The 13195-nt window shown below is 71.0% G+C and carries 14 protein-coding genes; 2 read left to right on the forward strand and 12 right to left on the reverse strand.

The window, feature by feature from the left end; genetic code table 11:
* Nucleotides 1-139 precede the first annotated feature (139 nt).
* The 5 genes from ACFZCP_RS35240 to ACFZCP_RS35260 form a co-directional block, all read right to left on the reverse strand.
* Complete coding sequence (locus ACFZCP_RS35240) at nucleotides 140-1399, reverse strand: AAA family ATPase (RefSeq protein WP_391435970.1); 1260 nt, start codon at nucleotides 1397-1399, stop codon at nucleotides 140-142.
* Complete coding sequence (locus ACFZCP_RS35245) at nucleotides 1396-1875, reverse strand: hypothetical protein (protein WP_391435973.1); 480 nt, start codon at nucleotides 1873-1875, stop codon at nucleotides 1396-1398. Before ACFZCP_RS35245 ends, ACFZCP_RS35240 begins: the two co-directional genes overlap by 4 nt.
* Nucleotides 1876-2034: 159 nt before the next feature.
* The gene (locus ACFZCP_RS35250) at nucleotides 2035-2433 is read right to left on the reverse strand and encodes a hypothetical protein (protein ID WP_391435976.1); all 399 of its coding nucleotides are present in this window, start codon (nucleotides 2431-2433) and stop codon (nucleotides 2035-2037) included.
* A gap of 131 nt (nucleotides 2434-2564) precedes the next feature.
* The gene (locus ACFZCP_RS35255) at nucleotides 2565-2780 is read right to left on the reverse strand and encodes a DNA-binding protein (protein ID WP_391435978.1); all 216 of its coding nucleotides are present in this window, start codon (nucleotides 2778-2780) and stop codon (nucleotides 2565-2567) included.
* Nucleotides 2780-3004, reverse strand: coding sequence for a helix-turn-helix domain-containing protein (locus tag ACFZCP_RS35260; protein ID WP_391435981.1), 225 nt, complete (start codon nucleotides 3002-3004; stop codon nucleotides 2780-2782). Before ACFZCP_RS35260 ends, ACFZCP_RS35255 begins: the two co-directional genes overlap by 1 nt.
* A 94-nt stretch (nucleotides 3005-3098) precedes the next feature.
* Between ACFZCP_RS35260 and ACFZCP_RS35265 the strand changes: the two genes are divergently transcribed.
* Nucleotides 3099-3692: a helix-turn-helix domain-containing protein gene (locus tag ACFZCP_RS35265; RefSeq protein WP_391435984.1), complete on the forward strand. Its 594-nt coding sequence runs from the start codon at nucleotides 3099-3101 to the stop codon at nucleotides 3690-3692.
* A 29-nt stretch (nucleotides 3693-3721) separates the two neighbouring features.
* Nucleotides 3722-4909 carry a tyrosine-type recombinase/integrase gene (gene xerC / locus ACFZCP_RS35270; protein ID WP_391435988.1) on the forward strand — a complete coding sequence of 396 codons (1188 nt, stop codon included), beginning with the start codon at nucleotides 3722-3724 and terminating at the stop codon, nucleotides 4907-4909.
* 136 nt (nucleotides 4910-5045) lie between these two features.
* Here xerC and ACFZCP_RS35275 read toward each other — a convergent pair whose 3' ends face one another.
* The 7 genes from ACFZCP_RS35275 to ACFZCP_RS35305 all read right to left on the reverse strand — a co-directional run bounded on the left by ACFZCP_RS35275 (nucleotide 5046) and on the right by ACFZCP_RS35305 (nucleotide 13195).
* On the reverse strand, nucleotides 5046-5402 hold the full coding sequence (locus ACFZCP_RS35275; protein WP_362694996.1) for a DUF4326 domain-containing protein: 357 nt from the start codon (nucleotides 5400-5402) through the stop codon (nucleotides 5046-5048).
* Nucleotides 5403-5412: 10 nt separating this feature from the next.
* Nucleotides 5413-6201 (reverse strand): GDSL-type esterase/lipase family protein, encoded by a 789-nt coding sequence (locus ACFZCP_RS35280; RefSeq protein WP_391435995.1) that lies wholly within the window; start codon nucleotides 6199-6201, stop codon nucleotides 5413-5415.
* Between the two features lie 298 nt (nucleotides 6202-6499).
* Nucleotides 6500-7513: a CNNM domain-containing protein gene (locus tag ACFZCP_RS35285; RefSeq protein WP_391435998.1), complete on the reverse strand. Its 1014-nt coding sequence runs from the start codon at nucleotides 7511-7513 to the stop codon at nucleotides 6500-6502.
* A complete protein-coding gene (locus tag ACFZCP_RS35290) occupies nucleotides 7510-8853 on the reverse strand; it encodes a CNNM domain-containing protein (RefSeq protein ID WP_391436001.1) in 1344 nt (447 codons plus the stop codon). Before ACFZCP_RS35290 ends, ACFZCP_RS35285 begins: the two co-directional genes overlap by 4 nt.
* A 149-nt stretch (nucleotides 8854-9002) precedes the next feature.
* Entirely contained in the window at nucleotides 9003-9464 is a 462-nt protein-coding gene (locus ACFZCP_RS35295) for a GNAT family N-acetyltransferase (RefSeq protein WP_391436005.1), read from the reverse strand.
* 68 nt (nucleotides 9465-9532) lie between these two features.
* Nucleotides 9533-10420, reverse strand: coding sequence for a TIGR03621 family F420-dependent LLM class oxidoreductase (locus tag ACFZCP_RS35300; protein ID WP_391436010.1), 888 nt, complete (start codon nucleotides 10418-10420; stop codon nucleotides 9533-9535).
* A 198-nt stretch (nucleotides 10421-10618) separates the two neighbouring features.
* Nucleotides 10619-13195, reverse strand: coding sequence for an FtsX-like permease family protein (locus ACFZCP_RS35305; protein WP_391436013.1), 2577 nt, complete (start codon nucleotides 13193-13195; stop codon nucleotides 10619-10621).

A 13195-nucleotide genomic window follows, 5' to 3' on the forward strand; every position in this document is an offset into this window, starting at 1 on the left:
CCGACTCTTTACCTGACGAGGTTTCAGATCAGGGTTAGTGCGTCCCGACATCTTGGGACGCACTGAAACCACACCTGACCTGCGGAAACGCTCAAGTCTCGATGCGCTGGAACGGCCGCTCGGGACGCACTGGGACGCACTAGCCATCCGACTTACCCCCCGGCAGGTCGTGCAGCGTGGCTCCCCGCGGACCAGGCTTCGTCACCAGCCGCCCCTCGTCGACCAGCGCTGCGACGGCCCGCCGAACCTCAGCCTGCTTCCCGGGGACGCGTTCGAGGATCTCCCGGCCAGACAGAGGACGCTTCGCCGTCTGGATGGCACGGAGGACCCGCGGCTTCGCAGCGTCCACCCTGGCCTGCGCCTCGGCTTCCTTCTGCTCCTCCGGATCAACGTCCTCGGCCTGCGCGATCGGCGCGTACAGCACCGCCTCGACAAGGCCCGGCTCTGTCGCGTCCACCACCAGGTCCGCGAACCAGAACAGCCCCGACTTGTGCGGCAAGGACTCCTTGCGGAGCTGGCCGGGCCGGTCTTTGGCGATCCGGACTATCGACCGGCCCTTGACGCCGAGGCCGAACGGCTTGACGTTCTCCAGCAGGTACATCACGCCGTTGAGGCCGTTGAGCTTGTGCACACCACCGATCGCGTACCGGCCCCGGTTATCCGCCGACTTCACCACGTGATCGAGCGTCACCACTGCCGGGCCCGCGTCCTGCAGCGGTCGCAGCACGCGTCGGCCGAACACCGCTACGTCCTTGTTGTCGTTGATGTTCAGCCCGTGCAACGACATGCCCTCGGTGACACCGTCGACCACTGCGAGCGTCGGCCCCAGCTGCAGCACTGCGGCCAGGTCCACCAGATCGACGGCACTGAGAGGCTCTTCGGGCCGGATGTAGTGGAACCGCTCCAAGACGTCGTCGATGTTCGCGCCCATGCTCAGCAGACGCCCGACTACGCCTGCGGCCTCGTCCTCGAAGTCCATGTAGACCACGTGGTTGCCACGGTTCAGCTCCTGCAGAACCAGGACCAGAGCGAACCACGTCTTGCCGGCCTCGGACTCCGCAGCAACCGTGCTCATGCGGCCCGGGTACAGCACACCCACACCGTCGGCCCGCGCTCCGACGGTCGGCAAGGCGGGCTTGAACGTGCCGTTAACGAGCTCCGAGAGATCCTGCGCCCGCCACGATCGGCGCGACTGCTGCGGCGCCTCCTGTGCTGACCTATCCGCCGCCGCTTCTTCCGGCCACGGCTCTGCGCTCAGCGGGAGCAGGAAGTCGTGACTGAGCATGCCGTCTCGGTGGGTGGGCTCGGTGAGGCCGCAGACGCCGCCGTCTCGCGTCGGGTGGGCGCAGTGCTCCGCGCCCCGGCTCAGGGCCTGCACGAAGGCGTCGGCATCGTTCATGCAGCCGCCCGCCTGTTCTCAAGGTCGGCCTGGCAGCCGTTGACGAGGTGCCGGTACCAGCCGGGCCGTCCTGGGATCGCGACCGGCGGCCACTCGGCGGTGGCCTGCACCGGGCGTGCCGGCTTCGGCTTCGCGAGTTCGTCCAGCTCGTCAAGCGTCTTGCGCTCAGCAAGCGGCCGGTGCGAGGCGGAGGCTTCCTTGAACCAGGTCAGTACGTCGTCGCCGTACTTCCGCCACATCTCCGCGGCCTCGATCACAGACAGGTCGTCGTGGCCATACCGCCGCCAGGACTCGGCGGCAGTGATGATCGCAGCGGCCCTGCGCGGATCGTCACCAGGAAGACGCCGCCAGGCAGTGGATCCGTACTTGGGCGGGTCGGGCTGGCCATCGAGGAGTTGCGTCACGGCGCTCGATGCCCACAGCGCCACCGCGTCGGGGGTGTCGCCACCCGGTGGGGTGACGGGGTTGTCAGTCACGTTGCTCAGTCCTTGCGAGGGGTTCGGCCGGTGGGCGGCGCGGCCTGTGGACTTGGGGCACTGCTTCTGGCGGTGGGTGGCGGACCGCCGAGGCTCACGGACCCGGGCCCCGCCCGACCGTGGCGGCCGGGCGGAGTCGACGGGGGCCGTGGGAGCGGGTCACGCGCTGGCGGCCTTGTGGTCGGCGAACACCCGGTCCGCCATCGCGTCGACCTGGTCCAGGAAGCGGCGCAGCTCGGCGGTCTTGGCGTGGACCGCGGCGGCGTCCTCGAACTCGGCGTTGTGGATGTAGACGATCGCGGCCTGGTCCTCGCCGGACAGGGCGACCATGCCGGCGTCGAGGACCGTGCTGCCGTCGGTGTGGTCCAGCACCTTGAGGTCGTGGCCGCTGTGGTCGTAGTGCCCGGGGTCGGCCATCGTGCAGTCGCGGAAGACGGGGCAGGCGCCGGGCGCGGCCGCGTTCTCGGGGTGCTCGCGGGCGGGCTCGGGGATGTACGGGAGCGCGCGGCCGGACGGCGTGGTGTCCAGGGCGGGGATGGTCTTAAGCTGGTGAGACAACGTCTTCTCCTTCTCTCTGAGAGACGAGCCCCGGGTCTGCTTGCCGGCTGGACCGGGGCTTCGTCGTGTGGTGGAGCGTTGAGGCTCGGTCGCTGGTGGTGATGACACCGACGGCCGGGCCGTCCTACTTCTCAGGCGGCTTCGAGTACGGCCAAGAGAGAGGCTGTGATGACGACGTGCCGGGCGCCGAACGAAAGGGTTCGCACGGGTGCCTCGCCACGCTTGATCAGTTCGTATAGCTGCGACTTGCTGCAACCGAGGGCGAGCGCGGCGCGCGGCACGTTGACCGTCGCGGGCCACTTCTTCACCTCGGCGAGCGTCGGCGGCTCGCTCTTCTTGGCGGGCATCAGGCGGCGCTCTTGACGGGCTGGCCGTCGAGCCACTGCTCGACGTCACGGCGGCGGTACCGGATGCGGCCACCGCGACCGGGCGAGAGCTTGATGAAGCGAGGTCCGGTGCCCTTCCATCGCTTGTCCTTGAGCGTGGACACGCTGAGCTTCGTGATGCGCGCAGTCTCGATCGGCGTAAGGAGTTCGTCCGGATCGAGAGCGACCGCTGCGCTTCCAGGCATAACTACCTCCAACAATCGCAGCGTTTGCTGCGATGCTGAGAACGGTACGGGACTGGCGTTGACTGTGCAAGCTTTCGCATGAGACGCTGCGAAAATGACAGCGAAGACGCCACCCCCCGAGTCGCCGAAGCCGTCCGGATGGGGACCGATCAGCCGCTACGTAGCGGCCAACGTCCTTCGATTCCGTACTGACCGTGGCCTTTCGACGACACGTCTCTCCGCCGCACTGAAGGAAATCGGGCACTCGATCCCTGCTACCGGGATCACAAGGATTGAGAAGGGCGAACGGCGGGTCGACAGTGACGACCTGGTGGCCCTCGCGCTCGCACTCAACGTGAGCCCGACCGCGCTTCTTCTTCCTCCCACCGAGGACAGTGAGACGTCTGTACAGCTCACGGAGCAGGTGGGACTACCTGCACGGAAGGCATGGGCCTGGATCGATGGAGAGGAGCCCCATGCTCCTACGGAGCGAGACCGGTACGGGCAAGTCCTGCGCTTCCGGCTCGATTCGCGCCCCGAGTGGGATCGCAATCCGCTGCGGCAGCAGTACAACGAGTTGCTGGCGCAGTCGTCGAGGCGGAGCTCCATCGGTGAGGCCAGTTACGAGTGGACCAAGGAAGACGACGAGTGGGTAGCCCGGACGCCGAACGGCCTGGAGGTATTCCGCGGGCCAGTGCGGGATGAGTAGCCAGATCGTCGGCTGTTGAGGGAGAGGCGTTGGCTGAGATCAAGAAGGTGACGCTCAAGAACGGCACTGTCCGCTACCGGACCGTGGTCGATGCCGGCCGCGACGAGAACGGAAAGCGCGTCCAGGTCACCATCACGCGGGACACCAAGACCGAGGTCAAGAACGAGGTCGCGCGTATCCAGCACCAGCGGTCGGCGGGGACTCTGATTCTCCCCAGCAAGGTCACGGTGGGGGAGTGGCTTGAGCAGTGGCTGGAGTACAAGCGGCGTGACGTCGAGGAGACGACGATCCGCACGTACCGCCTGGCCCTGGTCCACGTTCACGACCGCATCGGCCACGTCCGCCTGCAGGAACTCACCGAGGACCAGGTGCAGGCCTGCATCGACGACATCGTGGCCAACGGCCGCCGCAAGGGAGGGCGGGCCGGAACCCGGCTCGCCGTCTCCACGGCCGAGGGCGTGCTCACCCGCCTGCGGGAAGCGCTCGGGCGCGCGGTCGTCCGCAAGCTGATCCCGGCCAGCCCGGCGCAATACGTGCGGATCAGCCTTGCCGACAAGAAGACGGACAAGCGGGAGCGGCCGAAGGTCAAGCCGTGGACCGTCGCCGAGGTGCAGCAGTTCATCGCGGGCATCGAGGGGGACCGCCTGTACGCCCCGCTCCTGCTCTCCCTCATGGGACTGCGGCCGGCCGAAGTCGTCGGCCTGCGCTGGACCGACCTCGACCTGAAGCTCGCCACGCTGGAGATGGTCAACACCCGCACGATGATCGGCAACGTGCAGGTGCTGGAGAAGGACGCCAAGACGGCGGCCGGTGAGCGCGTCCTGCCGCTGCCGGGGCCCGTGCTGGACGCGCTGAAGAAGTTCCGGGCGCTGCAGGCCCGTGAGCGGCTGGCCGCGGGCGAGGGCTACACCGAGTCGGGGTACGTCGTCGTCGACCAGCTCGGCATCGCGAGGAACACGCGGCACCTGCGCGAGCACGCCTACCGGCTGATGTGCGAGCTGGGGATGCGGCAGGTCCGTCTCTACGACGCCCGGCACTCGTGCCTGTCCTACCTCGCGGTGTCCGGCGTCCCTGACGTCATCCTCGCGGCGTGGGCCGGACACACGAACGCGAGCTTCACCAAGCGGAAGTATGTGCACGTCGACGTCGAGGACATGAGGGCCGCGGCGACCGCATGGGACAGCTTCCATGGGGGAGATCGAACAGCCCCTGTGTGAGAAATTGTGAGACAGAGGCCGTTGTCGACCGCGAGATATGGCCTCTGAACAGCATAGATACGATCGGCGGTAGAACAGTGTACGGATTCTACTGGCGATTTGTGCAGGCCAGCGCCATCGGGCGGTTCGGTGGATGCTACGAGAGCCGCGTCACGTCGCCCGCGTCCGCCAGCTCCGCCAGCACGTCCGCGTGGCACGGCTCGGGCGTACACCAGCAGGCCAGGGTCTTGCCCCGCAGGTCCGGGACCAGGTCCAGCAGCTCCGGGTGCTCCAGCAGACGGGCCCGGTACATCGCCATCACCTCGGCCCGGGTGCCGTCCCGCTTCTTCTTCGGGGTGTCGTAGGCGAACGGGTTGTACAGCGGGTGCCGGGGCAGGTCCCATCCGCCCATCGTCCAGCGCCGGCCCACGTAGACCACGTCCGCGGGGGCGTGTTCCAGCCGGGGGCCGAACTCGTGGATCCGGCCCCTGACACTGATCACCCGCGTGGTCATGGCAGCGACGCTACGCCTGAGCCTCGTAGGGAAGCAGCTCGGGCCGCTTGGGCGGCAGGCCGTCCCCGGAGGAGCGGCCTGTCAGGCGCCGGCCTATCCAGGGCAGCAGGTGCTGCCTGGCGAACCGGGCGTCCGTGACGCGCCGGGTCACCCAGCCCGGCGGCACGGTGGGCGGCATCGGCGTGCGCCACTCGGCGTCCTCGGGCGCGTGGCCGAGCGTCTGCCACACCGCCTCCGCGACCCGGCGGTGCCCCTCCGCGGTCAGATGCAGCCGGTCCACGTCCCACATGCGGGGGTCGGCCAGCGACGGCGCACCGTACAGGTCGACGACCAGGGCACCGTGCTGCCCGGCCAGCTCGTCCACGCAGGCGAACAGCTCCTCCATGCGCGGCCGGAAGCGCTCCAGCACCGGGCCCCGGCGGCCCGGGCTGCGCATCAGCACGAGCTGCTTGCAGCTGGGTGCCAGCCGCTCGACCGCCTCGGTCAGCAGACCCCGTACCCGGCCCATGTCGCACTTGGGCCTGAGCGCGTCGTTGAGCCCGCCGACCAGCGTGATCACATCGGGGTTCATCGCCGCCGCCACGGCCACCTGCTCGTCGACGATCTGCCCGATCAGCTTCCCGCGCACGGCGAGGTTGGCGTACCGGAAGCCGGGGCTGCGGGCCGCCATCCGTGCGGCGAGCAGGTCCGCCCAGCCGCGGTAGGAGCCGTCGGGCAGCAGGTCCGACATGCCTTCGGTGAAGGAGTCGCCGAGCGCGACCAGGCTGGAGTACGGAGGAGGCGTGGGGTTCGTCTGCATGGCGACAGCGATGGTATCCCGGCTCCATACCCGCCGGTCGGTCGCCCTCGGAACACCCCGGAACGCCCCGGTACACCCCGGAACGCCCCGGCGCCCCGGCGCTTCACGCGGACCGCCCGCAGGCCTCACGCGGGCCGCGGACACGCTAGAGGCACCGCGACTTCCCGCGGACCGCCCGCACGCTTCATGAGGGCCGCAGACGTGGTCCACCCGGGCCGCGGGCACGAGCACGGGTCCCGCTGCCCGCCCACACGCCTCACGCGGGCCGCCTGCCCCTCTGGCAGGGCCCCCGTACCGCTCACGCGGGCTGGCCGAACAGCTCCTGCAGGACGTCCTCCATGGTCACCAGGCCGGCGAGCCGCCCGTCCTCGCCCAGCACGCCGGCCAGGTGCGTACGGCTGCCCCGCATCGCGGTGAGAACGTCGTCCAGCGGGGTGCTCTCCCGGACGCGTGCGATGGGCCGCATGTCGCGCAGCCGGAACGGCTCGGTGCGGGGCAGGGCGTCGAGCGCGTCCTTGACGTGCAGGTAGCCCACGATCCGGCGGCCCTCGTCGACCACCGGGAACCGGGAGAAGCCCGACTCGGCCGACAGCCGCTCCAGTTGCTCCGCCGTGACGCCCACGCGTGCGTACACCACCCTCTCCAGCGGTACGACCACGTCCCGCACCGGTCTGCGGCCCAGCTCCAGCGCGTCGTGCAGCCTCTCCTGGGCCCGGTCGTCGATCAGGCCGGCCAGGCCGGCGTCCTTGACGATCTCGGCCAGTTCGGTGTCCGTGAAGGTCGCCGCGACCTCGCCCTTGGCCTCCACCCTGAGCAGCTTCAGCAGTCCGTTCGCGAAGGCGTTGATCGTGAAGATCACCGGGCGCAGCGCCCGGGACAGCGTGACCAGGGGAGGGCCGAGCAGCAGCGCGCTGCGCACCGGCTCGGCGAGCGCGACGTTCTTGGGCACCATCTCGCCCAGCAGCATGTGCAGATAGGTGGCCAGGGACAGCGCGATCACGAAGGACACCGCGTGGCCCGCGCCCTTGGACACGCCGACCGCGTGGAACACCGGCTCCAGCAGATGCGCGATCGCCGGCTCGGCGACCACGCCGAGGACCAGCGTGCACAGGGTGATGCCCAGCTGGGCGGCGGCCAGCAGCGCGGACACGTGCTCCAGGCCCCACAGCACGCTCCGGGCGCGCCGGTCGCCCTCCTGGGCGAGCGGCTCGATCTGCGAGCGGCGCACCGAGATCAGCGCGAACTCGGCGCCCACGAAGAAGGCGTTGACGACCAGTGTCGCCCCACCGATCAGCAGCTGGACGGCGGTCATCGGGTCCGCTCCGTCTTCTCGTCGCTCTCCTCGTCGTCCAGCGGGGCGTGCAGCAGCACCCGGGCCGCCCGGCGCCCGGAGGCGTCCACCACGTCCAGTCGCCAGCCGGCGATCTCCACGCTGTCCCCGACCCCGGGTATGCGCCCCAGCTCGGCCGCGACGAGGCCGGCCAGTGTCTCGTAGGGCCCCTCGGGCACCCGCAGGCCCACGCGCGCGAGCTGGTCCGTGCGCGCGGCGCCGTCCGCGGAGTACAGGGCCCGGCCCGCTTCGTCGGCGCCGGCGGGGGCGAGGTCCGGCGTCTCGTGCGGGTCGTGTTCGTCGCGCACCTCGCCGACGACCTCCTCGACGATGTCCTCCAGCGTCGCCACGCCCGCGGTACCGCCGTACTCGTCGATGACGACGGCCATGGTGCGCCTGCCGGAGAGCCGGTCCAGCAGCCGGTCGACGGTGAGGGACTCCGGCACCAGCAGCGGCTCGCGCATCACCTGGGCGACGGAGCGCAGGGTCCGGTCCTCGGCGGGCAGCGCCAGGACGTCCTTGATGTGGGCGATGCCGACGACCGCGTCGAGGCTGCCGCGGTAGACCGGGAACCGGGACAGGCCCGTGGCCCGGGTCGCGTTCGCCACGTCCTCGCAGGTCGCCTGGGTGTCGAGGGCGACGACCTGGACGCGCGGGGTCATGACGTTCTGTGCGGTCAGGTCGGCCAGGTTCAGCGTCCGCAGGAACAGCTCGGCGGTGTCCGCCTCCAGGGCGCCCTCCTTCGCCGAGTGCCGTGCGAGGGCGGCCAGCTCCTGCGGTCCGCGCGCGGAGGCCAGCTCCTCGGCGGGCTCCAGGCCGAAGCGGCGCACCACGTGGTTGGCCGTGCTGTTGAGGTGGGTGATGAAGGGGCGGAAGGCGGCGCTGAACCAGCGCTGCGGGTTGCCCACCCGCTTGGCCACGGCCAGCGGCGAGGAGATCGCCCAGTTCTTCGGCACCAGTTCGCCGACGACCATCAGGAACACCGTGGACAGCCCCGTGCCCAGCACCAGCGCGACCGAATCCGCCGTGGTGGGCGACAGGCCCATCGCCCGGAACGGCCCTGCCAGCAGCCTGGCGATCGACGGCTCGGCGAGCATGCCGACGACCAGGTTGGTGACGGTGATGCCGAGCTGGGCGCCGGACAGCTGGAAGGTCAGACTCCGTGCGGCTTTCAGGGCGCCCGCGGCGCCGCGCTCGCCGCGTGCGGCGGCCCGCTCCAGCTCGCCGCGCTCGACCGTGGTCAGCGAGAACTCGGCCGCCACGAAGGCACCGCAGGCGAGCGAGAGCAGGATCGCCACCAGAAGGAGCAGTACTTCGGTCATCGGGTCACCCCCGTCCCATGATCGGACAGGGCGGGGAGGAACGCGCGGTGTCGCGGACCGGGAGGCTCGTCCATCGGAGGACGCTCACAACCTTTCATCGAAGCCGAGTGTCCCCCAATGGTAAAGGATGAGCAAAGAGATCTCGGGGGTCAGTCCGTGAGGGGCTTCACCCAGCGCCGCCACTGCTCCTCGGGCGCGTACCCGGCCGCCCGCCACGCGTGCTGCGCCCTCTCGTTGCGGACCAGCACCATCGCGTCCCCGCGCCGGCCGCCGAGCTCCGCGAACCGCTCCTCCGCGGCGGCCAGCAGCACCGAGCCGATGCCCCGGCGCCGCCGGTCCGGGTGCACCGCGAGCCGGTACAGATGGCAGCGCCAGCCGTCGAAGCCCGCGATCACCGTGCCGACCAGCTCGCCCTCCTTGCCCCGCTCCCGGCCCGGGTGGAGCGGGGGGACCTCCAGGGCGAGGAGCAGCGCCCCGGGGTCGCGGGCGACCAGCCGCTCCACTCCGGCACGGTCGTCGCTGATGCTGGTGCCCTCGGCGGACGTCTTCCAGAAGGCCAGGACGGCGTCGAGGTCGGCGGGCCCGGCGGGACGTATGTGCACTTCGGTCATGCGCTCACCCGATCACACGAGGCCGCGGCCGTCCGCGCGTTTCATCATGCGGACTCCTCCCGCTGTCGTCACGCGGACTCCTCCCGCAGCCGCCGCATCACCGGCGCGAAGGCCTCCATGTACGGCTCCAGGACGGTCAGGTACGAGAACCCGAACCGCTCCCGCTGCGCGCGCACCCGTGCGACCACGTCGTCCAGGGGCCCGGCCAGGATGATGGGCAGCTCCAGTGCCCGGTCGAGAGTGAGCCCGGGCTGCCGTTCGAGCAGCGGTTCGAGCACGGGCCCCGGGTCGTCGGTGACGGCCACGAGCTGGATCAACAGGTTCAGCTCGGCGGGTTCCGGACGGCCCGCCGCCGACTTCCGGTAGAGGGCGATCCGCTCGTCCAGTTCTTCGGCGCTCAGTGGCGTGAGCGTCCCCGGGGCGGCCCCCGCCCGCGCTCCGGTGAAGGCCGCGATGTCCGCACGCTCGGCCGTCAGGCGCAGCATCCGGTCGCCGTTGGCGCCGATCAGCAGAGGCACCCGGGACTGGGTGGGCCGGGGCTGGAACTCCTCGGAGCCGAGCAGTCGGTCCAACTCCGCCACCGTGCGCCGCAACTGGTCCACCCGCTCGCCCGGCGAGCCGAAGGGCAGCCCGGCCGCCTCGTGCTCGGCCTGGACGTACCCGGTCCCGAGGCCGAGTTCGAGACGGCCGCCGGTGAGCGCGTCGGTGGCCGCGACCTCGCGGGCGAGCAGAGCCGGATTCCAGAACCCGGCGTTGAGCACGAACGTGCCGAGCCGCGGCCGCTCGGTCGCCTCCGCCGCGGCGACCAGCGCGGGGAACGGCGCGACCATGCCGAGATGGTCGGGGACCAGGATCACGTCGTACCCCAGTTCCTCGGCGCGGCGGCACTTGGCGCGCCAGTCGGCGGCTGGCGACGGCGTGAGCAGATTGACTCCGAAGCGGAAGGGGTGCGGCATGAACTCTCCTGGGATGCAAAGGACTTGAGTGTGGATCTCCGATCCCATCATGCGCGCCCCGCGGCGTCGCTCATGCGCGCCCCACGCGGTCGCCCATGCGCGCCCCGCGCGGTCACTCATACACGCCGCACGGTCACTCATACACGCCGCACGGTCACTCATACACGCCGCGCGGTCGCTCATGCGCGCCCCGCGCTCTCACTCGTGCGCGATCGCCGCCAGCACGTTCATCCGTGACGCCCTCAGCGCGGGCAGCAGGGCGGCCACGACGCCCACCACCGCCGAGCCGATCACCACCGCGACGATCGTGCCCCAGGGGAACGCGAGCGCGGTCATGCCCTGCAGGGCCAGCACCTGCTGGGTGCACACACCCCACACGATCCCCAGCCCCAGGCCGAGGACGGCGCCGAACACCGCGATCACCACCGACTCCAGCCGGATCATCCGGCGCAACTGCCGCCGGCTCAGCCCGACCGCGCGCAGCAGTCCGATCTCCCGGGTGCGTTCGACCACCGACAGGGCGAGGGTGTTGACCACGCCGAGCACGGCGATGACGATCGCGAGTCCGAGCAGCGCGTAGACGAGGTACAGCAGCACGGCGATCTGGTCGTGCACGAGCTTCTTGTAGTCGGCCTGGTCGCGGACCTGGACCTGCGGATAGGGCCTGAGGGTCCGTTCCAGGCGGGAGCGCAGCAGGTCGGCGCCGGTGCCGGGGGACCGTTTGACGTAGAGGGCGGCGTCCTGGCCGCCGGGGACGTACTTCTCGACCGTGCCGATGCCGAAGAACAGCCCGCCCTGCATGCCGAACCCGTCGCCGCCGCCCTGGTCGGTGAGGGCGCCCACGCGCATCCGGGCCCGCTGCCCGCCGGGGAACTCGACGGGCAGGGTGCTGCCCAGGCGCACCCCGTGGTCCCTGGCGAAGGCGGCGTCCATGCCGAGCCCGCCGTCCGCGAGCGCCGCCGCGCTGCCGCCGGCCGCGTAGGTCACGTGGGCGACGTCGTCGACCCGCGGGTCGTAGCCGGCGGCGGTCGTCTTCACGCGCCGGCCGTCGGGAAACCGGACGGTCACGGGTGCGAACCGCTGCCGTACCACGAGCCGCACGCCCTCGGTGCCGTGCACCTTGTCGGTGATCTCCCGGGTGAACGGCAGGAAGTTGCCGTTCTGGACGACGAAGTCGGCGCCCAGCGTCCTGTCGATCCGCTGGTCGAAGGAGGCGGACATCGAGGCGCTCGCCACCGACATGCCGCCGACCAGCGCGAGGCCCACCATCAGCGCGGCCGCAGTGGCACCGGTGCGGCGCGGATTGCGCAGGGCGTTGCGCTGGCTCATCCGGCCGACCGGTCCGAACAGCGCGGGGAAGGCGCCGCCCAGGACCCTGATCACCGGCCGCACCAGCAGCGGACCCGCGATCACGGTCGCGATCAGCGTCAGGACCACGCCCAGGCCGAGCAGGGAGGCCGCGGAGGCGGTCTTCGTGGCTGTCGCGCACCCGGCCAGCGCGGCCGCGCCGGCCGCCCCGACCACGGAGCCGACGATCGCCCGTACCTTCAACGGCCTGCTCACGCCCGCGACTTCCGCGACCCCGTCGCTGGCGAGTGCCGCCATCGGCGAGACGGCCGCCGCGCGCCGCGAGGGCAGGTAGGCGGCGACGAAGGTGACGCCGACGCCGACGGCGTAGGCCGCCACGGGCGTCGGCAGGCCGATGACCATCTCCGTGGCCTTCAGGTTCATCCCGAACGCGCTCATCAGCCGGATCAGCCCGAACGCGAGCCCGATCCCGGCCGCGAGGCCCAGCGTCGAGCCGGCCACGCCGAGCAGCACCGCCTCCGTCAGCACCGACCGCCGCACCTGCCTCCGGTCGGCCCCGAGGGCCCGCAGCAGGCCCAGCTCACGGGTGCGCTGGGCGATGAGCATGGAGAAGGTGTTGACGATCAGGAAGACGCCCACGAGCACGGCGATGCCCGCGAACCCCAGCATCACGAACTTGATGACGTCGAGGAAGCCGCCGAGTTCGGCCGCGGCCGACTTGGCCTGCTCACCGGCGGTCTTCAGGTCGTAGGTGCCGGTGCCGATCGCGTCGCCGACCCGGCGCTTGAGTTCCGCGTCGCTCACTCCCCGGGCCGCGTCCACCGAGATGCCGGTGGCCCGGTCGGCGGAGCCGAGCAGCTCACGGGCGGCCACCGCGGGGTCCACGAAGACCAGGGCCGCACCCGGATTGGTGGTGGTGAACGTGGCGATGCCGACGACCCGGACCCGGAACGTGCCCGGCTGCGCCTGCACGGTCAGCATGTCGCCGGTCCGCACCCGCTTCCTGTCCGCGGTGTCCGCGTCGAGCAGTGCCTCGCCCGCCCCGTGCGGCGCATGACCGGAGGTCAGCTTCACCGGGCTGCGCCGGGTGACGTACCAGGAGGTGGCGATGGTCGGGGCGCCGGTGGTCGGGCCGACGGACCTGTTGCGGCGGTCGACCACCACCACGTTCTGGACCGACACGTCCGCGTGCGCCGCCGCGACACCGGCGACCTTCGCCACCCGGTCCCGCAGGGCCGCGGGCACGGTCTGGACGGTACCGGCGGTCCTGGCGGACTGCAGGTCCTGCTGCGGCTCGACCGTCACATCGGCGGAGGTCGAGGCGAACAGCCGGTCGAACGTACGGGTGACGGTGTCGGAGAAGATCAGGCTGCCCGCGACGAACGCCACGGACAGCACGACGGCCAGCCCGGACAGCGCCAGCCTGCCCTTGTGCGCGAGGAAACTCCGCAGGGTCGCCTTGAGCAC

The sequence above is a fragment of the Streptomyces sp. NPDC007971 genome (genome assembly GCF_042958635.1).
GTDB lineage: Bacteria > Actinomycetota > Actinomycetes > Streptomycetales > Streptomycetaceae > Streptomyces.